We start from the raw sequence: 25,846 nt of genomic DNA, 5'->3' as shown, positions 1-25,846 counted from the left end.
AGGATGGAGCCATGAACAAGAAGTCGAACAAGTTCTCACCCGAGGTGCACGAGCGCGCGGTGCGTATGGTGCAGGAACACCGAGGCGAGTACCCCTCGCTGTGGGCTGCCATCGAATCGATTGCACCCAAGACCGGCTGTGTGCCGCAGACGCTCAACGAATGGATCAAGTGCGCCGAGGTCGACTTAGCGCCAGGGAAGGCACCACCACGTCGGAGTTGCAGCGCCTGAAGGAGCTGGAGCACTAGAACAAGGAGCTGCGCCGCGCCAACGAAATCCTGAAGCTGACCAGCGCGTTTTTCGCGCAGGCGGAACTTGACCGCCGCCTGAAGTCCTGAAGGGCTTCATCGATCAGCATCGCCAGGCCTACGGGGTCGTAATCGATCTGCAAGGTGTTGCAGATCGCCCCGTCAGGCTATTGGCGTTACGCCACGCAGCAGCGCAATCCAGCCATGCGATGCCAGCGCGCCCAGCGCGACAGCGCCTTGACGCGGCACATCGAGCGCGTGTGGAGCGCCAACATGCACGTCTACGGCGCCGACAAGGTCTGGAAGCAGATGAACCGCGAAGGCATCGCGGTGGCGCGCTGCACGGTCGAACGGCTCATGCGCCGCTTGAGCCTGCAGGGCGTGCGCCGCGGCAAGGCAGTGCGCACGCACCGTCAGCGATTCCAAGGCACCGTGCCCGCTCGACCGGGTCAGTCGCGTCTTCAAGGCCGAACGACCCAACCAGCTCTGGGTCTCCGGACTTCACCTTCACCTACGTCAGCACCTGGTGAGCCTGGCTGTACGTGGCCTTCGCGGTTGACGTGTACGCATGGCGCATCGTGGGTTGGCGCGTGAGCAGCACGATGCGCACATCTTAGTGAAACGATGTCTGCGAATCCCACAACTAATCAGCTAGGAAACACTGCGGTGTAGCGCGCTTCAAAGCTGGGGTAAACAGGCTCTTTTGCGCGGCCAGCCTCATAGGCCTCCTCCAGTTCCCCAAGCACGCGGTCAATGTCCATGACCCGCTCTGACAGGCGCTCCTCCTCTTCGACCTCGTCTGAGACTTCCTGGATCCGCTTGAGCAGCCGTTCTCGCTCGTTCAGCACGGACGAAACAAGAATGGACAGGCATTGCATCGACAGTTCAGACATGGGGTTCTTCTCCAGGATCGTTTTTACTCGGCCACAGCCTTTGCTGCGAGGCCTTTGAGATGCTGCAGAAAGAGCGACAGTGGCATGTCGTCTTTGGGGGCGACGGTGTAGTGGGTGGGTCTGCTGCTCGTGGCAAAAGGAGCATCTCGCGTTACGGCAAGTGCTGGGGGCAGTTCCGTGCCAGCAGGCAGCCGATACCATTCGAACTTGGGCAGTAGCGTGTTCTTCTTGTCGAACACAGACACCCCTCGATGGTCGCCCTTCATGGTGCGACATCCCTTGACCATCAACTTGTCCGCGTTGCGCAACATGTCGGCGGTGAGGGGTTTCGCCTGGTCCTCCGTCGCCAGCTGGCCAAAGTCGCTTCCGACATACTGCGGACTCTGTCCCTGCTGATTGACAGCGAGGACGTCTGGGCGCCGCAGGTCCTGCTTGGTGTACCAGCCGATCAATGTCGGCTGCATCAGGTCCGTCGCGTCGCCCTTCCTACGACCACGATACAGATCGACCGGCGTACTTTCGTCGTAATAGCGATCAAGGGCACCCGCCTTTTCATAGACCCGGCGCAGTTCTTGGCTCATCGATTTTGCTCCCTGTTGCCTAGCACCTCAATTGTGCAGGCTGCTCGCTCATGGTCGAGGCGCCCCCCCCATAACGAGGGGGTACCGGAGCACATCGGCCTACGAAGTTCCACGACAACCTGCGGACCGGCCCAGCAGAGGCCGTCCTTGCCACGTAGTCCGCTGTTAAGCCGCCGGCGATGGTGCAGCTAGAGTCAGCACCCGACCGTTGCGCCATCAAGCGCATCCGCCGCAGCTTGCTGGAGACGGGCGAAGATCTCCCGCATCGCCGGATCCACGAATGAGAGCACCGGATTGCTGTCGGCTCGCCGCCGAAGCAGCGCGAGCGCGGTGCAGCGCGGCACGTTGCGCAGCGGTCGCAGTGCCACCTCCTTGGGCCGGTGAAGCGCAAGGACTGAGGGAAGCAAGGCCACACCCAGCCCTGCTGCGACCAAGTCCAGGACCCGGTGCACCGTCGCGACCTCATAGTGCACGTAGGGCTGGAATCTGGCCTTCGCAAAGATCGGGTCGGGCCGGTCCCCGCGTGCGAGCCAAGATTGCTCACTGAAGGCCGCGAATCGGTCCTCGACGAACTGCTGCAAGCTCAAGGACTCTTGTCTGGCCCGGGGATCTTGCTGGTGCATTGCTATGCAGAGCCGGTCCTCCAAGTGGCACGCCACCGACACCGCGGAATGTCTCGGCCGCAGGCACGCCATACCAATGTCGATTTCATTCGCAAGCAAGGCTTCGGTTTGCTCAGTGCTTGGGATGTCGCGCACGTCCATGTCGAATTCGGAGAAGTGCGCCTGCAGCCGGGCTGCGAGCCCAGGCAGCACCGGAATGGCCAACGAAGGAGCGATGCCGACCCTGAGTCGATGCTTCTCCACGCCCCTTGCACGACGCGCCAGGTCTGCCAGGCGTCCCATGGACGCAAGTTGCACGCGGGCCTCGGGCAACAGCGCTTTGCCGGCGGGCGTCAACACAACTCCCCTTGCGTGCCGAGCGAACAGCAGGACCCCTAGCTCTTCTTCTAGTTGACGGATCTGCTTCGACAAGGCTGGTTGAGCGATGAACAGCCCCTCTGCCGCCACACTGAAACTGCCGGCTTCTGCAACAGCTGCGAAGTAGCGCAGGTGTCTTAGCTCCATTGGACCTCCCATAACTTTGAGGAATGGGTCCCAGACCCAATATGTCATTGAAGTGCGGGCCCAACTCGGCGAAAAATAGCGCGTACACAGGGAGGCAGCAATGGGGAAAGAAGGATTGGTCGAGATTAAGGCGACGGCAGCCTGGCGGTCAGCCTGCCATCCATTCAGAGCCCCGTCGCACGTTCTGCGTCACCCCCATAGGCTCGGCTCCCCAACTACCGTCAGCAGCATCAGAACCGGCTGACTGCATTCCTCAACCGATAAAGGCTCCTGCCCCAAAGAGGGTGTGGGATGGGCGATCTTTGCCTGCGCGCTTTGCAGGCGATCTGAAGGAGAAGCATGCTCGACGGTCACACGCCATACGGCTTCTGGTGCTGCGCAACGCTTGCACGTGACGTCTCGTGGCAGCGAGGGCGCATCTGGTACCGGGGACTGGAGCGACAGCTACGCTCAGATGGATTCATCACTGGGCTTCACCGCTCGGTGCTTGTGGCACTGGACCGCTGCCCCAGTGGAGAGCGCCGGTACCGCTATCGGCTGGTTCAGGTACTGCTGCAGGACCCCATCCTGATCGTGGCGCAGCTCGGCGACCTTTTGCCAATCTTGGAGATCGATGCAGGTGATGCATCGGGGACCTTTGGATGGAAGGCTACAGGGCTGCCGCATGGGTCCTCCCCCGCGTTCTCGAGGGCGACCTTGCACAGCATTCACTGCGGTGTGACGCGAGCCAGCCGTTCAGCGGCCCGATGCAATGTGGAAAGGCGAATCGGGAAGAGCCCGTCGACGACGGCTGCTCCTCCACCACAGCACGCGGTGCTTGCAGCACTGCGGCTGTAGACGGTTACTGCTCGTCGCGCGAAAGGATAGAAGGAGGAGACCGGGCCAGCGATCAAGCAGACGCGCTTGTAGCTGGATGAGCCAGAAAAGCGCCCGCTGGGTCCTTCCCTGTGGGAGGTTGTCTCTTTATTCTGTCCGCGCGGCGACGCCGTAAAGGCGCCGACCCGAAGGTGCGGGAACACCTCGGATCGGCTAACCACAATCAACTTCCTTGGAAAGTCAATCGTGGCTGATGTCAATCATAGGCCGGGCGAAGCATTGCCCACAACCAGCAGGCTCGAGAAGAACGAGCGCTACCTCAGCGTCAACGGCGCGTTCCTTCCCTACGACCGAAGTCGCCAACCCGCCAGCGTGGCCGACACGCCGGTCCCGTGGGTGCGCCTGCGGGGCAAGTGGCTCAGGGACGCCGGCTTCGAGGTGGACACGCAGGTGCGGGTCCGGATCATGGCCGGGTGCTTGGTACTGACGACGGACTGAAGAAGGGCGAACAGGCCGCCAGCAGCGGCTGCCTCGCCCTGGTGCGTTGAGCCGTCGGCGTCGGTGGCGCCTGCAGTCGTCCACCTCAGCTGTGAAGAAGCTCGTGAGCAGGCGGTGCAGTCCCCTTGCAACCGGGCTCCGGCAGCTGGCTACCACTGGCACTCTGACACTTCTAGCAGGTGCCGCGGCTCATCTCGCCAACCGTCCACCACCTCTGAAGGAAATGAGCATGCACGCACATGATCAGGTGGCTGCGGCCATCGATTTGCGCATCAAACAACTCGCCGCCCAAGGCGCATCTGTGGAGATCATTCTCGACCGAATGCTGGGCTTCTTGCCTGGCCTGCGGCAGATCCTCGAAGGATCAACAGAAGCGGAACTTGCTGATCTGTACGAGCGCTACGTCGGATTCCAGACGTTCGCCTGCCTATGGCGCCATGCCTCGGACTGGGTGAGCCAGCAGGACTCACTGAAAAGTGCCGAGCTGGCCATTCCTCATGCGTTGCATGAGCCGTTCTCGGCGATGCTGTCCGCGACCGCCGCGCTGGAGATGGCGTTTCAGTCCTGCCTCGACGCTGCAGCGCCGGACGTGCTGGCGCAGCAGCTCGCCACGCTGAGCGCCATGCACGTCGAATGGCTCCGTCAGGCCAAGCAGGTCATCAACGAGCTGGCTGGCCTCGATATCCCCTTGGGAATCACGCAATACATCACGGACTCGGTCACGGATGCGGCTGATCGGATCAGGATGCTGGAGGCGCAGGTCCTTGCACGCGTTCCCGGAAGCTCGGTGCCAAGAGCAGCATGAGGTGCATCTCCATGCCCCTCAGTGGCTAGCGTCGTTGGCTCTGCTCTTCGGAGTGCTGTTGTCAGCCCGCCCGTCTTAGAGGCAGCCGCGCTTCGAAGGCGTGTGTCGGCGCTATAGTCCACGCCGCGTTCCGCCCTCCCTCCCTATTCGCGGGGCGCCTTCCGGCTCGCGGCTGTGATGCAAGTCATAGCGCGGCGAGCCGCTTCATTTTTCAGATACAGATGTTCACCAGGAGTTGTCCCCCCCGGACGAGGGAGCCCAGCCTCATGTCAGCTGCGCCCTGGCTACACTGCTCGCCAAGACACTCGGCGCCTGCCGGTAGGCCAATGGCTTATCGGACGGAGCGTCACTGCAGGGAGGTTCCAATGGCATTTCGCAACGTCGACGCTTGGCTTTCGGCGGCCAGGGAAATACAACTCGTCTGCCAGCCTGGCACACGACTTCTTCGGCGCGCTGTCTGAGCAGGATCGCTGACATGACCTCGTCTGCTGTTGTCGTGCGCGAGCGCTCCACCGCCTTCGTTCCGCTGGACGCCCTGGCACCGGAAGACCTCGGCCGCGGCGCCCAGGTCTTCGACGCCTGGCTGCGCAAGATCAGCAACAACTGCCTCACCGCGGACCGCCTCACCACCGTGATCGGCAGCATCCCGGTGGTCGGCAATGTGATGGCACTGGGCGACGCGCTGATCGACATTGTCGACCTGGTCGGCAAGCACGACCGCGGCGAGCCGTTGAACGTGCTGGACTGGGCCAGCCTCGGCATCAACCTGATCGGTGTGGTGCCCGCCCCCGGGACCTCGGCCGCGCGCATGAGCCTGCGGCCGGTCATGCACGCCATCAAGAGCAACTTCAGCAAGCAGGCACTCAAGGGCAACATCAGCGAAGCGCTGGTCACCGTGCTCATCGGCCATCTCAACGACGAGATCGCCGGGCGCTTCGAGCTGTTTGTGCAGAAGGCGATGACCTTGATGCAGGGCATCCTGAACGACTGCGCCAAGTTCGTCGACCTCTTCTGCGACAGCCTGATCGACCTGCTGCAACGGCTGCACGACAACCAGCCGCTGATCGACCAGCGTCCGCCGCCAGCGCCGCCCCGTCACCTGCGTGACCCGCGCACGGAGAGCACGCTCGACAGCGTGCTGGCCTACCTCAGCGAGGCCGCCCGGACTGTGAAGCAGGAGGCCGCCGAAGTCGCTATCGACGCGGCCAACACCGGTGCTAGCGCGGCGCTGTACTTCCTGCCGGACGAGGCCAAGCAGCTGCTGCGGCTCGCCGTCGCGCAACTGCAGCACCTCAAGGGCGGGTTTCGCGGTGCCGTGCAGCGCCTGTGCGACCCGGCCGTCGACAAGAGCCTGATGTGGCTGCTGGCACGGCTGCTGGAGGCCATTACCCGCCGCAGGAAGCCCGGGGGCAATGCCACCGTGGCGGCTCACCAGGGCAGCGAGCACCAGGCCAACCACCAGGGCCGGGTGCAGGAGTCCACCCACCAGCAGGTGCCCGCCCGCAACGACGGCAACGGCTGCAAGCAGTGCCAGCTGCCCAGCGCCACCCGCGGCTCCATCAGCTTTGCGATGGGCGCGGAGCGCTTCACCCACACCGACTTCACGCTGGCCGCGCCGCTGCCCATCGAATGGAGCCGCACCTACCGCAGCCACCTCAGTGCCTACGACCAGGGGTGCCTGGGCGCGCGCTGGCTCACGCCGTACACCACCCGGGTGGACGTGGAGGTCGAAGGCCGGCAGCGGGCGCTGGTCTACCACGGCGAGGACGGCCGCAGCCACCGCTACCCGTGGCTGAAGGTGGGCCAGGTGCACCGGGACCCGGTGGAAGAGATCACGCTGAGCCGGCTGAGCGAGACGCTGCTGGTGCTGGACTTTGGCAAGCCGGTGCCCGAAGGCGGCAGCAGCCCCTGGCGCGAGAGTTATGAGCGCGTTGCCACGGGAGCGGGCACGGCTGCAGCACCGGGCCGCGAGCACTTCCGCCTGGTGGCCGTGCACAACGACCAGGGCGCGAGCCTGGGCCTGCGCTACGACCACCGCATTGGCGATGTCGAGGTGCTCAGCGACATCGTCAGCAAGCAGGGCGAGCAGGTCATTGCGCACGTGGGTGTCCAACCCGAGGCCGAGACAGGCCGCATCCGCGCCTTGTGGGAGATCCGGGACGGCCAGCTGCTGCGCCAGCTTGCCGCCTACGACTACGACGCCGCAGGCGACCTGGTGCAGGCGCAGGACGAGAACGCCGCGGCCTGGCGCTACGAATACCAGCACCACCTGGTCACGCGCTACACCGACCGCACCGGCCGGGGCATGAACCTGCGCTACGACGGCAGCGGCGACCGGGCCAAGGCGGTGCACGAGTGGGCGGACGACGGCAGTTTTGAAGTGCGCCTGGCCTGGGACCCCGACCTGCGGCTGACCACCGTGACCGATGCGCTGGGCCAGACCAGCGAGCACTACTACGACATCGACGGCTACACCTACCGCATCATCCATGCCGACGGGCTGGAGGAATGGTTCTTCCGGGATGCCGCGAAGAACATCACCCGCCACGTCCATCCCGATGGCAGCACCGACGACTACCGCTACGACGCCCACGGCAACCTGCTGCAGCACGTGCGGCGTGATGGCAGCCGGGTGCACTTCGAATACGACGAAGCGCACCGGCTGACCGGGGTGCTGGACCCGGACGGTGGGGTGTGGAAGCGGGAGTACGACCGGCAAGGGCGCCTGATCGAAGAGATCGACCCGCTCGGCCACAAGACCGAATACGCCTACGATGCCGCCGGCCGGGTGAGCAAGGTGACGGACGCCAAGGGCGGCGTGAAAAAGCTCGCCTACACCGCCAGCGGCCAGCTCGCGCGCTACACCGATTGCTCGGGTTGCACCACGCAGTGGGACTATGACGAGCGCGGTCGCCTGGTGAAGACCACCGACGCCCTGGGCCACGCGACTGAGTACCGCTACACCGCCATCACCGCTGCCGCCCTGCAGGCGACACAGCACGCCACCGAGCCCGGCAACCACCCCGGCCAGCTGGCCGCGGTGCGCCACCCGGACGGCAGCGAAGAGCAGCTGTGCCACGATGCCGAAGGCCGGCTGTTGTCGCACACCGACGCACTGCAGCGCACGACCGCCTACCGCTACACGGCGGCTGGCTTGATCGAGCAGCGCCGGGACGCCGCCGGCCACCGGCTGCAGTACCGCTGGGACCGCCTCGGCCGGCTCACCGAGCTGCGCAACGAGAACGACCAACCCTACCGCTTCCGCTACGACCCGGTGGGCCGGCTGCTGGCGGAGACCGGGTTTGATGGCCAGGCCACCGAGTACCGCTATGAGGACAGCACCGGGGTGCTGCTCGAGATGCGCGACGGCGGGGTCACGACGGCGCTCGAGTTCGATGCGATGGGCCGGCTGCTCAAGCGCTCGGCCACGGCGCCGGGCGGGGAAGCACAGACCGAGACCTTTGGCTACTACCCCGGCGGGCAGATCGCCGAGGCACGCAATGAGCATGCGCGGCTGCAGTGGTTCTACGACGTGGCGGGCAACCTGGTGCGCGAGCACCACCACTACCAGGGGCCCTTCTTTCCGGAGAAGAAGACGGCGGTCTGGCGGCATCGCTACAACGAGTTGAACCAGCGGGTGGGCACCACGCGGCCGGACGGGCACACCGTCGAGTGGCTCACCTATGGATCTGGCCACATCCACGGCCTGGTGCTGGACGGGCGGGACGTGCTCGGCTTCGAGCGGGACGAATTGCACCGGGAGGTGTATCGGCGACAGGGCAACGACCTGGAGCAGCACCAGAAGTACGATCCAGCCGGTCGACTGCTGGAGCAGCAGGTCAAGTACCGCCACCAGCGCAGCCCCGTCGACATCAGCCAAGCCTATCAGTACGCCAGCACCAGCATTGGCGCGCAGGCGACGATCCTGCGGCGTTACAGCTACGACAAAGTCGGACAGCTCGACCACATCGAAGACAGCCGCCGCGGGCGACTGGAGTACCGCTACGACCCGGTAGGTCGCCTGCTGCAGGCAACCAGCGCTCTGGCCAAGGAGACCTTTGCGTTCGACCCGGCCGGCAACATCTTGCCAGCGGAGGACCGGGAATCGTCGCCGATCCCGGCCCGTCAGGCGTTACCCAAGGTGCTCGACAACCTGCTGAAGGAATACGCCGGCACCACCTACACGCACGACGAGCGCGGCAACTTGACGGAGCAGCTCCGCAACGGCCATCGCTCCGTGTTCGAGTGGGACGCTTTCAGCCGGATGACCAAGGCCGTCACGCCCTACGGCACGGCACAGTTCGCCTACGACCCTCTGGGGCGGCGTATCGCCAAGCACAGCTTGCGAGCGACAACGCAAGCGGGCGACCCGCAGCGCGAGGAGGTGCTGTTCGGCTGGGATGGCGACACGCTGGCCTTCGAAAGCCGCACCCAGCACGGTGCCCGTCAGACGGGCCGGCAGACGGCGCACTACATCCACGAGCCGGGCGGCTTTGTGCCCCTGCTGCAGACCAGAAGGAAGGAATCCATTCGACTGGCGCCGACCACCGATGTCAAGGCGCTGATGGCGAGCAACGGAGGGCACTACGCCGCCGAACTGGACCCGTTGTGGAACGGCGAAGCGGATCCTGAAGCGGCGCCCTTCACGAGCGAAGAGATCGCTTTCTATCAGTGCGACCACCTTGGAACACCACAGGAACTCACGGACCACAACGGCAAGATCGCTTGGGCTGCGCAGTACAAAGCGTGGGGACAAGCGAAGGAGGCGATCAGCGGGGCAGCGATCAAGGCCGGCTTCACCAATCCGATCAGATTCCAGGGGCAGTATTTCGACGAAGAAACGGGTCTGCACTACAACCGCTATCGGTACTACGACCCGTTCGCCGGCCGGTACCTTTCGCGCGATCCAGTTGGCTTAGCAGGCGGAGTCAATCTTCATGAGTACGCGCCGAATCCCTTGGGCTGGATCGATCCATGGGGCTTGCAGCGGCGCAAGAAGTCGGATCCGGCGCCCACTCTCACGCATCAGCCTTGCTGCAAATGCAAAGGAGACTACGCTTACCGGGTGCTCCGATCTGACGAGGATCCGAGTGCTGGGCTAGCGCCCAAAGATCCCACGGCAAACTACACGCCTGAAGGTCACGTTGGGCATGGATCAAGGCCGGAGTTCCGAAGCCAGTACATCTCCGCATCTCGCACCTACGAGCAAGCCGTGAGCAACTCCCAGCGCTACGGAACCGGTCGAGAACGCATCGTTAGGATCGATCTCTCGCAGGTGCATGATGCCATCGACCTGAACAGTGAATGCAGCCCCTTGAAAGGCATCTCGGCGCGACGCTTTGCAGGAAGATCAGGGGAGGTCCTGATCGTCGGATCCGTGCCACCTTCAGCCATCAAGATCGTTCGACCTTAAACGACTATGAACGCGAACATTGACCTGTTTATCGAGAAATGGCTCGATTTCAGCACTCAGCTCCGAGAAAAGGAAGGCTTCAATGAGAAACTCTATCTGGAAATGGTTGAGCTACTGAAATCGATCAAGCATGAAACCGCGGGCAGTGACTCAATCCAGAAAAGCCTCGCAGAAATCTTCCTCGACATGTTCGGCATCATGTTCAGCTGTGCAGCGATGTACCAACCGGAGGAGCAAAAGCAAATCTATCAAGCCGCCGATCATTTGCAGTACTACGCCAGAGATATTTGCACCAGCTAAGCAGAACCCATTCAGGTGAAGGGAATAATTGATGCCGCTATGTGAATGCCACACAGTCTATAACGTCCGGATGACCTGCTCCCCTCCAGCCGTGCCAGCGTGAGGGAAGTGGAGTCCCACGAGTGCATCGACATCACCTTCCACTACGGCATCTCGGGAGAGTACGTCACGAGGTTGCTGGCCGTGCGGCCGCCGAGGCTGTTGTTGGCATTCCATTCACGGCCTAATCCAGCTATCCGGACTTGCAGGATAAAGTCACTGACGAGGTTGCTTCTAAGTTGATCGATCGCTTGGAAAGTGTCTAAGGTTTGTGTTATTGTCCCTCGCATTCTGCAGTGAAATTACGTTCGATGCAGAGGTGAGTCTTCGTTGATCCGGTTAAGGAAGATAATCGACCGATGGCCGTTCAGTCGGGAACATATTTGGCTGCGGGAAAGGTTATTGAAGTATATGCGGCGGGTGGCATAGATGTGGCTATCGAAGAAAGAGCTTCGCTCACTCGAACCAGTTCGTGGCCGGCTAGATGAGCCCGTTGAGCTTCCTGTCGCATATGCGCGACGCGTACAGCGCCTGCTTCCAAATTTCCCTGATTCAGTAATACTGCAGTGGTTCTATGAACACGGCGGTGTCATCGAGCAGCATGCGGGATTGAATTTCCCTTCTTTGAGGTTCAGGCTGACGACGTTTGAAGTAAAGGAACTGGAGTTGCCGTGTCTTGCTGAGCACCCGACGGTTGTTCAGTATCGCGACTACTTTCTTCAGGGGGTTGAAAGTCGCAGGATGAAGCGGCTTGCTCAGTTCATTCAGCAACAGGGTACGTGGCCGGTTCCGCCGCTAGTCTTTGACAACGCCGATGGAGGATTTGTTGCCTCATGGGGGTTTCGCTACTCGCGTCCCTTCGACGTCCTCGAGGGGCATCACCGGATGGCGGTGTTGTACGCCCTTGGTATGCACCGGCGAGGCAGCCACGAGGTTTGGCTGGTCCAGCATTGAACCTCCAACTCCACGTTCTTCGGCACCCAAGCGCTTGCGGAGAAGTCAAAGGCGCCGTTTGTCTCCGCTGGCTTGCCTATGCATCTGCTCGGGCGAATCTCGTCCCGTTTTTTATCTCGCTCGGGCAAAAATGGTGGAAAACCGCTCTCCGTGGCCATTACGTAACTCCTTGTCCGCAAAGGACTTCTGCGTAGGCCAACTCTAAGAAGTCGCCTCACTTTTTGGCGAAGAGGGAGGGAAAACGAGTTCATCCGGAGCAATAAGGGTGAAAACAGGCGAAGGCGTGGCCCACGGAGAACGACCCGAGGCCCCGCACCTCTGCGGGAAGCGCGCAAAGCGAGACGCCCAACCGAGAGCGGTTGCGCATTGTGTTCATGTCTCGGGGAGGGTGCACGCCTAGGCTGCGTTTGATAAGCGCCAAATGCTCCGATTGCGCCATCCTGTTCCCCAGGGGCGGGGACGGTTCGGAGCTCTGCCTGAACTTTTCAAACAGACCGCGCCTGCCTCCCACCGAAGCCCTCTTGAGCGAACTCAGCGAACTAGGCGAAGCGCGTGCTGCTTCGATTTAAGTCCGTACATCTCGGATAGCTCGCTGTACTGAAGATGCAGCGCTTTCTCAAGGTCGTTTTCGGTATATCCCATCGTTTCTGTGAGATTTGTAATCAACGCTCCGAATAGTGTCGGTTGTTCCGCCGGAAAGTCACAGGAAAGCGGTTCGCGTAGTCGATACCCACGGGCGGACATTACCCGCCAAAGGTATTGGGCCTTGTTTGGATCTAGTCTTCCAATCGTCGTGGCGCGAACAATCAATGCCGCCATTGAAACTTTCCACACAGGCTTCAAGCTGGCGGCTCGTTCAAGAGTCAGGCCGTTGACGTCAGGGCCAATATCCGCGCGCGGCATCAACAGCGCCGCTGCGAATTGGTCTGCCTGATGCTCCATTTCGGGGTGTGGGCAAAGATGCATAACCAAGTGCCCAAGTTCGTGGGCAAGGCTAAATCTGAGCCGGTCCGCAGGCTGCGCCTTGTTAAGAAAAATGATTGGTGGTAAACCAGGTATCCGATAGCTCACGCCGTCGATGTGTGCCGACTCCATATTGCACGGGACTACTAAACAACCGGCACGTTCGACATATTCGGTGAGGGAGCGAATCGGTCCGCGAGGCACATACCAAGCACGTCGTACGGCATCCGCAACTTCTTCTGGATCGCCGCCAAAATCATCCACGTCATACTGCGGCAGAGGTAGTTCCGGTAAGAAGTCAACCGACTCCAGGAATGTCCGAAGATGTGCAATGCGAACGTTGAACTCAGCAATGACCCGGTCGAGTACCTTCGAGCCAACGGTCGTCTTCTTCCTGAACATGGGGTGAGCGCTCATCGGGGGGCCGTACTCGCGCTCGGCTTGAAAGAAGAAGCTTTTAGGACATAACAACGCTTCGGCAAGTTTGAGAAGAAGCTCGTCACTTGCTTCCTTAATGCCAAGCTCGACCTTGGATAGGGTCCCCTGCGAGATGCCTGCCCGCGATGCAAGCTCTATCTGGCTTAGGCCAAGCATTCTCCTTCTCAACGCGAGTAATTCCGGGCGGAAAAGTGCTTCACGAACCGCTATTGGGCTCAAGACGTTCATTTTGATTGCCAGACTTCGGCTTAATAATGCGTTCTGCAGGAGAACCTTGACGGACGACAGCAGGAAGATCAATGACCTTTTGAGTTTCGTCTTCCTTGCCGAGCAAGTCGATTGCCCATGCGACGGAGTTTTTGTGTCGCTGAATCAACGCAATCCGTTGAATCTCTGTGCCAAGGTCGTTCAAAACGTAGATCAATTCGAGGCGGGTGATTCCGCTACCAAACAAATCGAGTTCCTGGTCGTGAAAATCCAACGCCGACTGAGTAGGGTAGTTGCGCGACAAGAGGTCATCGTACCCAAGTTTGAATCGGATAAAAATGGAGTCGTGCAGCAAGAGGCCTTCCCAGTTTTTTATGACCTCTACGCGGACGTCCTGTCTCCCGTCGAACCGCCGCTTTGCATGCGTGAGCAGTTGGTTCCACACGAATGCAGCACGAAATCGCTTGTGCTGCATCTGGGCTGGGTAGCCGGAGGACATCCAGTCGGCCCATGCGGCATTGACCACCGCTACAAGCTCGCTGAAATAGGGGCTGGCGATGCGTTGAGGTTCGTCAGGGGCAAGGACAAGCATGTGGCGTTCCGCAGGACAGTGAGATGCTGGGCGACGCGATGCTAGCACAGAACAACAAAAGGCACGTAAAAATATTCCAGTTTCTATTCCAGTGCCGTGGTGGAGCAGGGATTCCGCATCGTAGCTTGGCGTCCAACAGTGCCCAATGTAGGTGTTCACTGTTCCCGTGCTGGCCAGTCGGCATGGAAAACCGCAATCTGTGGCCTTCGCGTAAGTCCGCGTCAGCAAAGGACTTCTGCGTAGGCCAGGCGCAAAGATTTACCCTACTTTTTTGAGAAGAGAGAGGAAAAGAGAGTCCAACTTGGGCAAAAACGGCCGGGAAGGGCGCGGGCGTGGCCTACGCAGAATGGCCCGGAACCCCGCGCCGTTGCGGGAAACGCCCAAAGCAAAACGCCCAACCGAGAGCGGTTGGGCGTTGTGTCTTGGTGCCGGTGAAGAGAGTCGAACTCCCGACCTTCGCATTACGAATGCGCTGCTCTACCAACTGAGCTACACCGGCAAAGAAAGCGAGATTCTAGCAGCAGATTTCCCGCTTCAGCAAGCGGCCGAGCAATTCAGCCGCCGCGCTTCGTGCTCAGTTCGACGCACCGCGCTCCGCATGCTCGCGATGGTAGGCCGTCACCCGCTCCACCTCGTTCTTGGAGCCCAGGATCACGCTCACCCGCTCGTGCAGCTTGCCGGGCTTCACGTCCAGGATGCGCTGCATCCCGTTCGTCGCAGCACCGCCAGCCTGCTCCACCAGGAAGCTCATCGGGTTCGCTTCGTACAGCAGGCGCAGCTTGCCGGGCTTGTCCGGCTCGCGCTGGTCCCAGGGGTACATGAACACGCCGCCGCGGGTCAGGATGCGGTGCACGTCCGCCACCATCGACGCCACCCAGCGCATGTTGAAGTCCTTGCCGCGCGGGCCTTCCTTGCCGGCCAGGCATTCGTCGATGTAGCGGCGCACCGGCGGCGCCCAGTGGCGCATGTTGCTCATGTTGATGGCGAATTCCTTCGTGTCTGCAGGAATGCGCACTTCATCCTGCGTCAGCACGAAAGAACCCTGCTCGCGGTCCAGCGTGAACATCGCCACGCCGTCGCCCACCGTCAGCACCAGCGTCGTCTGCGGGCCATAGATGCAATAGCCTGCCGCCGCCTGCTGGCTGCCGGCCTGCAGGAAGTCTTCCTCGCTCACGCCGGTGTGGCCCTCGGGCTTCTTCAGCACCGAGAAGATGGTGCCGATGCTGACGTTCACGTCAATGTTGCTCGAGCCGTCCAGCGGATCGAACAGCAGCATGTACTCGCCCTGCGGGAAACGGTTGGGCACCACGTAGATGCCGTCCATCTCCTCCGAAGCCATCGCGGCCAGGTGGCCGCCCCATTCGTTGGCTTCGATCAGCACCTCGTTGGCAATGACGTCCAGCTTCTTCTGCACTTCGCCTTGTACGTTCTCGGTGCCGGCAGTGCCCAGGACGTCGCCCAGGGCGCCCTTGTTGACGCTGATGGCGATGCGCTTGCAAGCGCGCGCCACCACCTCGATCAGCAGCCGCAGCTGGCCCGGGATGTGGCCGTGCATGCGCTGCTGTTCGACAAGGTATTGCGTGAGGCTGACTCGTTTGTGGGTCATGCGGTGAGCTCCCAAAGTGAAATGAATCGTTGTTGTTCGGCCTGTTGCCGTGCGCGCCCGTCCCGGCTCAGTCGGCCAGGGCGCGGGTGACGATCTCTCGGGTGTCGTCGCTCAGCTCGGGCTTGGCCGCCACGCGGGCGATGGCCTCGCGCGCAGCGCTGCGGTAGGGCTCGGCCAGCTGCTTCCAGCGGTCCATGGCCCGCGCCACGCGAGCCGCCAGCTGCGGGTTGATGCCGTCCAGCTCCAGCACCCGCTCGGCCCAGAACACGTAGCCTGCGGCGTCCGGCCGGTGGAAGGCGGCCGGGTTGTTGAAGCACAGCGCGGTGATCAGGCTGCGCGCGCGGTTGGGGTTGCGCAGCGAGAAATCGGGGTGCGACAGCAGCTGCCGCGCCCGCGCAAACACCTTGCCGTCCTTCTCGGGGGCGGAGGCCTGCAGCGCAAACCACTTGTCGATCACCAGCGCTTCCTCGCGGAACAATGCATGGAAGCGCTGCAGCGCCGGCTCGGCCAGCTCGTGGTGCGCGCCCACCAGCGCGCCCAGTGCACCGATGCGGTCGGTCATGTTGTTGGCGTCCTTGAAGCGCTGGTACGCCTTGCCGGGCCACACCGTGGTCGATTCGCTCGTGGCGGCCAGGCACAGGTTGGCCAGGGCCAGGTTGGCCAGCGAGCGCTTGCCGGCGGACACCGGATCGGGCGAGTAGCCGCCTTCCACCTGGGAGGCCGTGAAGGCGGCTTCCCAGTCCTCGCGCAGCGCCAGCGCCAGTTGCAGGCGCAGCGATTCGCGCACGGCATGGATGCGCTGCGGATCGACCTCCTGCAGCTGCTCGGCAATGTAGCTCTCGCCGGGCAGCGTCAGCAGCAGGTCCTTGAAGGCGGCGTCCAGCGCGGGGTGGTGCAGCACATTGCGCATGGCGTCGCGCAAGGGCGCGTCCAGCTCGATGCGGCCGTCGCCCTTGATGGCCGTGAGCAGTCGGTTCAGGCCCAGGCGCTGCGCGGCTTCCCAGCGGTTGAAGGGGTCGGCGTCGTGCGCCAGCAGCACCAGCAGGTCGGCATCGCTCAGCGTGTCTTCGAGCACCACCGGCGCCGAGAAGCCGCGCAGCAGCGAAGGCACCGGCTCGCTGTCGAGGTGGATGAACTCGAAATGCTGCGTCGCCTCGCTCAGCACCAGCACCCGCTCTGTGCCGGCCGGTGCCGCCTCGCCCACCAGCTGCAGCGGCAGCGGCGTGCCGTCGCGGCCCACCAGGCCCAGGGCCACCGGGATCACGAAGGGCTGCTTGTCGGCCTGCCCCGGGGTGGGCGGGCAATGCTGGCTCAGCTCCAGCCGCCAGGTGCGCAGCTCGGCGTTGTAGTGGCCGCGTGCGCTCACCCGCGGCGTGCCCGACTGGCTGTACCAGCGCTTGAAAGGCTCCAGCTTCTGCGCCAGCGCGCTGCCGGGGTTGGCATCGGCAATCGCCTGCGCGAAGTCGTCGCAGGTCACCGCCTGGCCGTCGTGGCGCTGGAAGTACAGCGTCATGCCCTTGGCGAAGCCGTCGCGGCCCACCAGGGTTTGCATCATGCGCACGACCTCGGCACCCTTGTCGTAGACGGTGGCGGTGTAGAAGTTGTCGATCGCCACATAGCTGTCGGGCCGCACCGGGTGGGCCATCGGGCCTGCGTCTTCCGGGAACTGGTGCTGGCGCAGCGTGCGCACGTCGTCGATGCGCTTGACCGCACGGGCGCTGGGCGAGCCGGACAGGTCCTGGCTGAACTCCTGGTCGCGGAAGACGGTCAGGCCTTCCTTCAGGCTGAGCTGGAACCAGTCGCGGCAGGTGACGCGGTTGCCGCTCCAGTTGTGGAAGTACTCGTGGCCCACCACGCTCTCGATGCCGGAGAAATCAGCGTCGGTCGCGGTGGCGGGGTTGGCCAGCACATACTTCGTGTTGAAGATGTTGAGGCCCTTGTTCTCCATCGCGCCCATGTTGAAGTCGCTGACGGCGACGATCATGAAGCGGTCCAGGTCGAGCGAGAGGCCGAAGCGGGCTTCGTCCCAGGCCACCGACGCGATGAGCGAACGCATGGCGTGCTCGGTCTTGTCGAGGTCGCCAGCGCGCACATACACCTGCAGCAAGTGGTCGCGCCCGGCGCGCGAGCGGATCTTCTGCTCGCGGCACACCAGGTTGGCCGCGACCAGTGCGAACAGGTAGGACGGCTTCGGGAAGGGATCGTTCCACTTCGCGTAGTGCTTGCCGCCTTCCAGCTCGCCTTGCTCCACCAGGTTGCCATTGGACAGCAGCACCGGGAAGCGGGCCTTGTCGCCCTTGAGCGTGACGGTGTAGACCGCCATCACGTCCGGGCGGTCCAGGAAATAGGTGATGCGACGGAAGCCCTGCGCCTCGCACTGGGTGAAGAAACCGCCGTTGGAGGTGTACAGGCCCGACAGCCGGGTGTTCTTCTCCGGCGCGCAGGTGGTGCGCACTTCCAGGGTGAACGGCTCCTGCGGCAGGTTCTCCAGCACCAGCTGCTGGTTCTCCACGCGGAAGGAGACCGACTCGCCGTTGACCAGCACCCGGGTCAGGTTCAGGTCTTCGCCGTCCAGCCGCAGGGGCTGGCCAGGGTGGTCGGCATTGCGCTCTATCGTCATCCGGTTGACGACCAGCGTCTTGGCCGGGTCGAGGTCGAACGTCAGGTCGACGGTCTTGATCCAGTAGGCCGGCGGGGCGTAGTCCTCGCGGCGGGTCACGGCGGCGGTGCCTTCACGCATGGTGTTCGCTTTCTCGGGTTGCGGGCTGCCGGGGTGGGGCGGCCCGGCGGTTCAGATGCCTTGCTTGAGGCTGGCTTCGATGAAAGAGTCGAGGTCGCCATCCAGCACCTTCTGGGTGTTGGAGATCTCGACGTTCGTGCGCAGGTCCTTGATACGGCTCTGGTCCAGCACATAGGAGCGGATCTGGTGGCCCCAGCCGACGTCGGTCTTGCTGTCCTCCAGCTTCTGCTGCTCGGCCATGCGCTTGCGCATCTCATGCTCGTACAGGCGCGAGCGCAGCATCTGCCACGCCTCGTCGCGGTTGCGGTGCTGGGAACGGTCGTTCTGGCACTGCACCACGATGCCGCTGGGGATGTGGGTCAGCCGCACCGCGGAGTCGGTCTTGTTGATGTGCTGGCCGCCGGCGCCCGACGCGCGGAAGGTGTCGGTGCGCACGTCGGCGGGGTTGATCTCGATCTCGATCGAGTCGTCCACCTCAGGGTACACGAACACGCTGGCGAAGGAGGTGTGCCGCCCGCCCGAGGAATCGAACGGACTCTTGCGCACCAGGCGGTGCACGCCGGTCTCGCTGCGCAGGTAGCCAAAGGCGTATTCGCCTTCCACCTTGATGGTGGCGCTCTTGATGCCGGCCACGTCGCCTTCGGACTCTTCCATCACCTCCGTCTTGAAGCCCTTGCGCTCGCAGTAGCGCAGGTACTGGCGCAGCAGCATGCTGGCCCAGTCGCAGGCCTCGGTGCCACCCGCGCCGGCCTGGATGTCGATGAAGCAGTTGTTCGGATCGGCCGGGTTGCTGAACATGCGGCGGAACTCGAGCTGCTCGAGCTCGGCCGTCAGGCTGCTTACTTCGCCTTCAATGGCTTCCAGGCCGGCCAGGTCGTCATCGGCCTTGGAGAGCTCGAACAGCTCGCTGTTGTCGGACAGCTCGGATTCCAGGCGGCTGATGGTCAGCACCACGCCTTCGAGGGCCTTCTTCTCGCGGCCGAGTTCCTGCGCGTGCTTGGGATCGTTCCAGACGGTGGGATCTTCGAGGGCCGCGTTGACCTCGCTCAGGCGGTGGGACTTGGTCTCCCAGTCAAAGATACCTCCGAAGCTCGGCGGTGCGCCGAGTCAGGTCTTCGAGCGTGTTGCCGAGGGTGTTGATGCGTTCTGCGTCCATGATGTCTCGTGTCCTTCTGAAAACAGGGGATTTTCTCACGCAGCGCCGGCACTCCGGCTCAAGGGGCGTTCAGGAAAACCTCGATGCGGGCGGCCAGTGCTTCGGGCTGGTCGTGGTGCAGCATATGGCCGGCCGGCGAAAGCACCTGGCGTTGCAGCCGCGGCACCTGCGCCAGGCGGGCTTCGAAGTCGCTGCGCGGGTAGCGGTCGCCCCAGAACCGGGCCACGTCGGTGCGGTCGCCTTCCACCCACAGCACGGGGGCCGCGATGCGGCGCCAGCAGGCCAGCGCCTCTTCCTTGCGGTAGAGCACCGGGTTGGCGCGCTTGTGCGCCGGGTCGCCGAGGATCTGCCATTGCCCGGCTTCGTCCGGCTGCGCCCAATGGGGCGCCAGCCATTCGGCGAAGTCGGCGCGCAGCAGCGGGTTGTTGCGGCGCAGGCGCTCGGCCACCGCGGCCGGGCTGTCGTAGCCGCGCAGCTCGGCCGGGGATTTCAGCTCGTCCAGCCAGCGGGCATAGCGGCGCGGTGCGTCGTCGGCGGTGGTGTCGGGCAGGCCGAAGCCTTCCAGGTTGATCAGGCGCCTCACGCGCTGCGGCCGGATGCCGGCATAGAGCATCGCGACGTTGCCGCCCATGCTGTGGCCGAGCAGGTCCACGGGCTGGCCGGGCAGCAGCGCGTCGAGCAGTGCTTCGAGGTCGGCCAGGTAGTCGGGGAACCAGTAGGTGTCGGTGCCTGGGCGTTCGGTGAGCCCGAAACCGCGCCAGTCGGGCGCCAGGACGTAGCGTGGCTGCTGCAGCGCGTCGACCATGAACTGGAAGGAGGCGGAGACATCCATCCAGCCGTGCAGGAGCACCAGCGGCGGCCGGTCGGGACCGGCCTGCGAGGCGTCGCCCCAGCAGCGCAGGTGGTAGCGCAGGCCGCGCACGGGCCGGAAGACCGGCTGGTGCGGCCGGCGGGCGAGGTAGCTGGCAGAGGGAGGCGGCTGCATGGCGGGCTGCGGTGCGCCGCACTGGGCGGCCGGGCTGACGGGTTGCGGCACCGGGGGGCGCCGCCAGGCTGCCAGCTTACTCGACCGCCTGCGCCTGCACCATGCCGGCGTACAGGCCGGCCCGCTCCATCAGTTCCTTGTGCGAGCCGGCCTCCACCACCCGGCCGTCGGCCAGCACGTAGATGCGGTCGGCATTGCGCACGGTGCTCAGCCGGTGGGCGATCAGGATCAGGGTCTTGCGGCCGTGCCATTGCTCGATGGACTGCTGCACCACTCGCTCGGATTCGGTGTCCAGAGCCGAGGTGGCCTCGTCGAAGATCCAGACGCTCGCGTTCTTGTAGAGCGCCCGCGCGATGGCAAGCCGCTGGCGCTGCCCGCCGGACAGCCGGCTGCCGTTGGCCCCCACCGCGGTGTCCAGCTGCTGGGGCAGCGACTCGACGAACTCCCACAGGTTGGCCGCCTTCAGGCAGGCTTCGATGCGCACCAGGTCCTTCTCCTGGGCGTAGGCCACGTTGTCGGCGATGGAGCCGTCAAACAGCACGATGTCCTGCGAAACCACGGCGAACTGGCGGCGCAGCGAAGCCTTGCGGATGTCCTGGATGTCGTGGCCGTCCAGCGTGATGGTGCCGGAGTCGGGCGCAACGAAACCCAGCAAGGCGCTGACCACGGTGGTCTTGCCTGCACCGGACGGGCCCACCAGTGCGATGGTGTGACCGTCCGGCACGTCGAGGCTGAGGCCGTTGAGCGCCGGCTGCTCGCTGCCGGGGTAGACGATGCGCACCTGGTCGAAGCGGACGGAGCCGGCGCACCGGTCGAGCTCGCGGGTGCCCAGGTCGGGCTCCGGCGGCGTGTCCATCAGCTCGAAGGAGGCGTTGGCGGTGATCAGGCCGGCGACGATCGGCTGCGTCACGTCGGTCAGGTGGCGCATCGGCGAAATCGTCATCAGCATCGCGGTGAGGAAGGCGACGAACTCGCCCACCGTGGTGCCGCCCTGGTTGGCCTCCACCAGCGCCAGGGTGAGGATCAGCGCCACGCCGGTGCTGGCCACGATCTGCGTCAGCGGGGTCATCAGGGCGCCGGCGGCCACGCTCTTGAGCGTGGTGCGGCGCAGGCGCTGGGCCTCGTTGGCGAAGCGGCGGCGCTCGAACTCGCCGGCGTCGAAGGTGCGCACGACACGCCAGGCGCGGGTGATGTCGTCGACGATGCCGACCAGCCGCACCTGCGATTCATATGACTGGCCCCCCACCGCCTTGATGCGGCGATGCACCTGCCGCACCACCACACCGAGCAGCGGCATGGTGATCATCGAGATGAGCGTGAGCTTCCAGTTCAGGTAGAAGAGGTAGCCGAGCAGGGCGACCAGCGTGGTGCCGTCGCGCAGGATGGTGGTGAGCGCGCCGGCCAGCATGTTGGTGGCGTTCTGCGGGTCGCTGATGACCTTGTTGGCCGCCACGCCGGGGCTGAGGTGGTTGTACAGGCTGGCATCGGCCCGCATGATCGCCACGATCAGGTCCGTGCGCAGCGCCATGACGGCTTGCGAGGTCGACCAGGTGAAGAGGTAGGTGCCGCTGAAGGCCAGCAGGCCCCGGCCGGCGAAGAGGCCGATGATGACGACCGGCACCAGCCAGGTGGGGAAGCCGAGGTCGGCCTTGAAGCCACTGTCGAGCAGGGTCTTGAACAAGGCGGGCACGAGCGGCTCGATCGCGGCGGAAAGGAAAAAGCAGATCACGCCGAGGACGACGCCGGCCTTGTGCGGCAGAACGTATCGGGCGAGTCGCGATGCTGTACTTTTGAGATTCATTTCCGGGGGCGAGGTGAGGGGCCGGAGCGCAAGTTCTGGAGATGGGGCGGCGCTCGGACAACCGGGGAAATCTGTGGTCGGCGGTTCGTTGTGCTCGCTCAGGCTGCACGCCTGCGTCGCCGGAGACGATGGAGGGCGTTTTTCAGGCGCCAAGTCAAAGGGCGCGTGAAGGCGACCGCGCCATGGGGCGCGTACTTCGTCAACTCGTTGGGCAATTGCAGTTGGTACTTCTCGCGCAAGCGGCGCTCATCGTCCCTGGGTTGCATGTCCGGGTTGTTCTTGTACAGGTCTCCCCCGAGCGGGCGCGTATGCCGTACCGGCGTCGCGTCTATCACTGCGATGCTGTCCGGCCTGCCACGGCCGCAGAGGCGGGGCCACAGGCTGTCGAGGCCCCAGCCGCTGGGGCTTTCCGAGAAGCTGGGCAAACAGATCTTCAGCGCGGTGCGGTCGAAAATCGGGACCATGACTTCGACGAAGTTCACGAAGCGCAGCAATTGACGCGGATCTTGCAGCAGCACCTTCCAGGTGTAGTAGGAATCGCTGGTCAATGCTGGCTGCGCGAGCGAGAGCCGGAAAGCATGGAACAGCGCGAACATGCGGTTCAATGTGTCGGTCGTCGCGGACACATCATCATCGGGAAACCAGAAGGCGTCGTACTGCTCGATCAGCTCTGGATACTGCGTCAGCGCTTCGGCAATGCAGGGCCACTTGGGGCCCTTACGCATCTCGTAGTGCTCTGCATCGCTGGCATGTAGTTGAGGGCGGGCACCGTAATAGCTGATGAACAGGTCGAAATCCCGATCGGGCTGCGCGATCCAGGAGGCGTGCAGCGAGGCATCGCCGGCACGCAGGATGACCAGGTTCTTTCGGCGATAGGTCGGCGCCGACATGTCAGACCGCGCTCAGGAAATCTTCTGCGGCTTTCAGCGCTGCGGCCACCACCTGATCCATGTTGTAGTAGCGGTACTGCGCCAGCCGGCCGATGAAGACGACGCCCTTTTCTTGCTCGGCCAATTCGGCATAGCGCTTGAAGAGCGCTTCGTTTTCTGCCCGCGGCACTGGATAGTACGGATCTCCCTCGGCTTGAGGGTACTCACGCACGATGGAAGTGCCGCTATGGCGTTGCCCTGTCAGGTGTTTGAACTCGGTGATCCGAGTGTAGTCGTGATCATTGGGGTAATTCACCGTACCGACTGACTGCACCTGTTCCACGTTAGCGAGGTGTTCATGGTCGAACCGGAGGCTGCGATAGGGTAGCCGACCGAACTTGAACCCGAAGTAGGCATCAATCGGCCCCGTGTACACCAACTGGCTGTAGCTCTTGTCCTGTCGCACTTGCTCGAAATCGGAGCCAAGCTCGATCGTGATGAGCGGGTGATCCAGCATCCGCCTGAACATCTCCCCGTAGCCGGCTGCGGGCATGAACTGGAAGGTGTCAGTGAAGTAGCGATCGTCGTCGTTGGTACGCGTGGGGATGCGCGCTGCCACGCCTGCAGAGAGCTGGGACAGGTCCAAGCCCCATTGCTTGCGGGTATAGCCGCGGAAGAACTTTTCACACAGATCGTGCCCGACGCTGCTGAGTACCACGTCTTCGCTGGTCTTGATCGCTTCACGAGGCTCCCGCACGCTTTCCAGATAGGCCTGCGCTTCGGTTTCCGTCAGGTCTTTGCCGTAAAGCTTGTTCAGTGTGGTGCGGTTGATCGGAATCGGGTACAGCTCTTGATCGACCTGCGCCAGCACCCGGTGTTCATAGAAGCGCCAGTCGGTGAAGCGAGAGAGGAATTCGAAAACGCGCTTGCTGTTGGTGTGGAAGATGTGCGGACCGTAAGGGTGCACCAGAACACCATGCTCGTCATAGCGGTCATACGCATTCCCGCCGATGTGGTCCCGCTTGTCGATGACGTGGACGCGGTGTCCCGCTTCGGCCAGTACGCGGGCGCAAGTGCTGCCGGCGAAGCCGGCGCCAACGATGAGGACAGTCACGATGTTCGATTGAAAGAGTGGGCGAAACTGCGCGAGTGGCGCGAGCGACTATGATGGCTGCCCTCGGGGCGAGCCATGTTGAAGCGGGCGTGAAGCAGGCGAAACGAGGCCGGCCGCGTGTCAGTGCTCGGGACAAACCCGTGCCGACACGGGCGCGATGCGGATTGTACCTGCGCAAAATTCGCTGTTCCGGCGGGCCCGGCCGCTTCCTGCGGGTTCTTGCCGAGAATGGAATCCATCTTGCGTGAGGCGGAGACGGTGCGGCTCACACGTCGGAAGGCAATGGCCGGTCACGCTTGAGCAGTGCGATCGCAACCATCTTGAGCAAGAGCCAGCGGTCCTTTGGAAACCAAGAGCGAAGGACTTTCAAGCGCTGCAACAGCGGAATGGGACCTCTGCTGTTCAGAATCTGTCGCGCCATGCCGTTGCTGTACTCATCCTTGAGTTCGGGCTTGATGCGCTCCAGGGCCCACTTGTGATGTCCGTACATTGCGGCCAGAAATTGCTTGTACAGCGGTCGATCTCGCAAGCGCGTGCGAAGATCGTCAAACAGGTGCTCGAAGATCCGGAAGTGGATGTACAGCCGCTCATCCGTGGCACTGACGTCCTGCCCGGCGCGGCCCAGGATGTAGAAGTAGACATTCTCGCGAACGATGGCCACCCCGTCCGCACGCGACAGGACGCTGATGTTGAACGAGAGATCGTCGTGGCGCCGGAACGATTCGACAAAGCGGATCCTGTTGCGGTTGAGCAGGGCACGGCTGTACAGACGACGCCAGATGCCGGGCGTTTGCGTGATCAGCTCGTAGGCCGGCTTGACTGCTGGCTGGATTCCCGAGTTGACGGTGCGTAACCACTCCGGGTGCGGAACGATCGTGCCGCTGTCGGCATAGACGTACGAAAACTCGGCTTGCGCCATCTCGGTGTTAGCGAGGATGGCCGCATTGAACATCGACGATAGATAAGTCGGAGACACGTAGTCATCGCCGTCGACAAAGGCCAGAAACTCGCCCCGTGCTCGCTCTATGCCCCAGTTGCGTGCCGAAGCCGCTCCGCCGTTTGGCTTCGTGAGCACCTTAGCGATGGTGGAGTTCGCGCATACGCGGTTGAGAATCTCCAGCGAATCGTCGGGGCTGCCGTCGTTGACGAAGAAGACTTCGTAGCGGCCTTGGAAATCCTGATTCAACAGGCTGGTAGCGCAACGTTCGATGAACTGGCCGACGTTGTACACGGGGACAATGACGGTCACGTCGACTTCGTGCCCAATGCCGGTTCGAAGGTATCCCGTCTCGCGGTCCCACAGTACGTAGCGTTCGCACATCGAGGACAACAGCGATGCCAGGTGCGCAAGCGGCAGCGCTTCGCTGTCAGCCATGAAGATCACGAGGGGGAAGCGAGCCACCTTCCACTCGGCCACCAGTCGCGCATGCAGGGACTGCAACCATTCCAGGCTCTCCGCGGCAACCATCGTTCGCAGCGGATCACTGCCTGCCGGCAGCAGCGGCGCGGTGGAGAGCAAAGTAACGACGTTGTCGGCGTGTTCTTCCGGCAGGATCGATTTCGCGCTTTCTGCATCCTCAGCGAGGCAGACCAGATAGCGTCCGGAGTTGAAGACGGGTTCCAGGTGGCTCCGCAGGGCCTGCTCCGGAGTTGCAACTGTCCCGCTTCGGGCGTCTTCGACGTTGGAGGTCATGGGCATGTG

Annotated in this window: 18 protein-coding genes, 1 tRNA gene, 1 pseudogene and 1 other annotated feature; of the genes and pseudogenes, 6 read left to right on the top strand and 14 right to left on the bottom strand. The window is 63.3% G+C overall.

Annotated features, from left to right (window positions below):
• Positions 1-11: 11 nt before the first annotated feature.
• A pseudogene (locus tag N7L95_RS08145) lies at positions 12-858 on the top strand (IS3 family transposase); the annotation flags it as partial.
• Positions 292-409: a sequence feature (AL1L pseudoknot), on the top strand. It overlaps the preceding pseudogene by 118 nt.
• Positions 859-894: 36 nt before the next feature.
• Here N7L95_RS08145 and N7L95_RS08140 read toward each other — a convergent pair.
• From N7L95_RS08140 to N7L95_RS08130, 3 genes are all read right to left on the bottom strand, one after another.
• Positions 895-1,140: a hypothetical protein gene (locus tag N7L95_RS08140; RefSeq protein ID WP_301259320.1), complete on the bottom strand. Its 246-nt coding sequence runs from the start codon at positions 1,138-1,140 to the stop codon at positions 895-897.
• 23 nt (positions 1,141-1,163) lie between these two features.
• On the bottom strand, positions 1,164-1,721 hold the full coding sequence (locus N7L95_RS08135) for a Tse2 family ADP-ribosyltransferase toxin (protein WP_301259319.1): 558 nt from the start codon (positions 1,719-1,721) through the stop codon (positions 1,164-1,166).
• Positions 1,722-1,915: 194 nt separating this feature from the next.
• Entirely contained in the window at positions 1,916-2,848 is a 933-nt protein-coding gene (locus tag N7L95_RS08130; protein WP_301259318.1) for a LysR family transcriptional regulator, read from the bottom strand.
• Positions 2,849-3,910: 1,062 nt separating this feature from the next.
• Here N7L95_RS08130 and N7L95_RS08125 point away from each other — a divergent pair.
• From N7L95_RS08125 to N7L95_RS08105, 5 genes are all read left to right on the top strand, one after another.
• Entirely contained in the window at positions 3,911-4,162 is a 252-nt protein-coding gene (locus tag N7L95_RS08125; protein ID WP_301259317.1) for a SymE family type I addiction module toxin, read from the top strand.
• Positions 4,163-4,391: 229 nt separating this feature from the next.
• On the top strand, positions 4,392-4,967 hold the full coding sequence (locus N7L95_RS08120; protein ID WP_301259316.1) for a hypothetical protein: 576 nt from the start codon (positions 4,392-4,394) through the stop codon (positions 4,965-4,967).
• Between the two features lie 475 nt (positions 4,968-5,442).
• The gene (locus tag N7L95_RS08115) at positions 5,443-10,380 is read left to right on the top strand and encodes an RHS repeat-associated core domain-containing protein (protein ID WP_301259315.1); all 4,938 of its coding nucleotides are present in this window, start codon (positions 5,443-5,445) and stop codon (positions 10,378-10,380) included.
• 6 nt (positions 10,381-10,386) lie between these two features.
• Positions 10,387-10,680 carry a hypothetical protein gene (locus tag N7L95_RS08110; RefSeq protein ID WP_301259314.1) on the top strand — a complete coding sequence of 98 codons (294 nt, stop codon included), beginning with the start codon at positions 10,387-10,389 and terminating at the stop codon, positions 10,678-10,680.
• Between the two features lie 468 nt (positions 10,681-11,148).
• Positions 11,149-11,673, top strand: coding sequence for a ParB N-terminal domain-containing protein (locus tag N7L95_RS08105; RefSeq protein ID WP_301259313.1), 525 nt, complete (start codon positions 11,149-11,151; stop codon positions 11,671-11,673).
• 531 nt (positions 11,674-12,204) lie between these two features.
• Here N7L95_RS08105 and N7L95_RS08100 read toward each other — a convergent pair.
• The 11 genes from N7L95_RS08100 to N7L95_RS08050 form a co-directional block, all read right to left on the bottom strand.
• Positions 12,205-13,302: a helix-turn-helix domain-containing protein gene (locus tag N7L95_RS08100; protein ID WP_301259312.1), complete on the bottom strand. Its 1,098-nt coding sequence runs from the start codon at positions 13,300-13,302 to the stop codon at positions 12,205-12,207.
• Complete coding sequence (locus tag N7L95_RS08095) at positions 13,271-13,873, bottom strand: hypothetical protein (protein WP_301259311.1); 603 nt, start codon at positions 13,871-13,873, stop codon at positions 13,271-13,273. Before N7L95_RS08095 ends, N7L95_RS08100 begins: the two co-directional genes overlap by 32 nt.
• Positions 13,874-14,296: 423 nt before the next feature.
• Positions 14,297-14,372, bottom strand: a tRNA-Thr gene (locus N7L95_RS08090).
• 75 nt (positions 14,373-14,447) lie between these two features.
• Positions 14,448-15,479, bottom strand: a complete 1,032-nt coding sequence (locus tag N7L95_RS08085; protein WP_301259310.1) for a class 1 fructose-bisphosphatase — start codon at positions 15,477-15,479, stop codon at positions 14,448-14,450.
• A 67-nt stretch (positions 15,480-15,546) separates the two neighbouring features.
• The gene (pepN, locus tag N7L95_RS08080; protein ID WP_301259309.1) at positions 15,547-18,219 is read right to left on the bottom strand and encodes an aminopeptidase N; all 2,673 of its coding nucleotides are present in this window, start codon (positions 18,217-18,219) and stop codon (positions 15,547-15,549) included.
• A 51-nt stretch (positions 18,220-18,270) separates the two neighbouring features.
• Positions 18,271-19,375, bottom strand: a protein-coding gene (gene prfB, locus N7L95_RS08075; RefSeq protein WP_301259308.1) for a peptide chain release factor 2 whose coding sequence is annotated in 2 segments (ribosomal slippage) — positions 18,271-19,293 and positions 19,295-19,375 — 1,104 coding nt in all. Because the reading frame shifts where the segments join, the coding sequence is not laid out codon by codon here.
• Between the two features lie 58 nt (positions 19,376-19,433).
• Positions 19,434-20,360, bottom strand: coding sequence for an alpha/beta fold hydrolase (locus N7L95_RS08070; protein WP_301259307.1), 927 nt, complete (start codon positions 20,358-20,360; stop codon positions 19,434-19,436).
• A 76-nt stretch (positions 20,361-20,436) separates the two neighbouring features.
• Entirely contained in the window at positions 20,437-22,161 is a 1,725-nt protein-coding gene (msbA, locus tag N7L95_RS08065) for a lipid A export permease/ATP-binding protein MsbA (protein ID WP_301259306.1), read from the bottom strand.
• A 98-nt stretch (positions 22,162-22,259) separates the two neighbouring features.
• The gene (locus N7L95_RS08060) at positions 22,260-23,051 is read right to left on the bottom strand and encodes a hypothetical protein (RefSeq protein ID WP_301259305.1); all 792 of its coding nucleotides are present in this window, start codon (positions 23,049-23,051) and stop codon (positions 22,260-22,262) included.
• A gap of 1 nt (position 23,052) precedes the next feature.
• Positions 23,053-24,144 carry a UDP-galactopyranose mutase gene (gene glf / locus N7L95_RS08055; RefSeq protein WP_301259304.1) on the bottom strand — a complete coding sequence of 364 codons (1,092 nt, stop codon included), beginning with the start codon at positions 24,142-24,144 and terminating at the stop codon, positions 23,053-23,055.
• A gap of 265 nt (positions 24,145-24,409) precedes the next feature.
• Entirely contained in the window at positions 24,410-25,843 is a 1,434-nt protein-coding gene (locus N7L95_RS08050) for a glycosyltransferase family 2 protein (RefSeq protein ID WP_301259303.1), read from the bottom strand.
• Positions 25,844-25,846 lie beyond the last annotated feature (3 nt).

Source organism: Eleftheria terrae, from assembly GCF_030419005.1.
Classification (GTDB): domain Bacteria; phylum Pseudomonadota; class Gammaproteobacteria; order Burkholderiales; family Burkholderiaceae_C; genus Caldimonas; species Caldimonas terrae.
The sequence above is the reverse complement of the archived record's forward strand: the minus strand, read 5'-3'. Positions and strand labels throughout refer to the sequence as shown.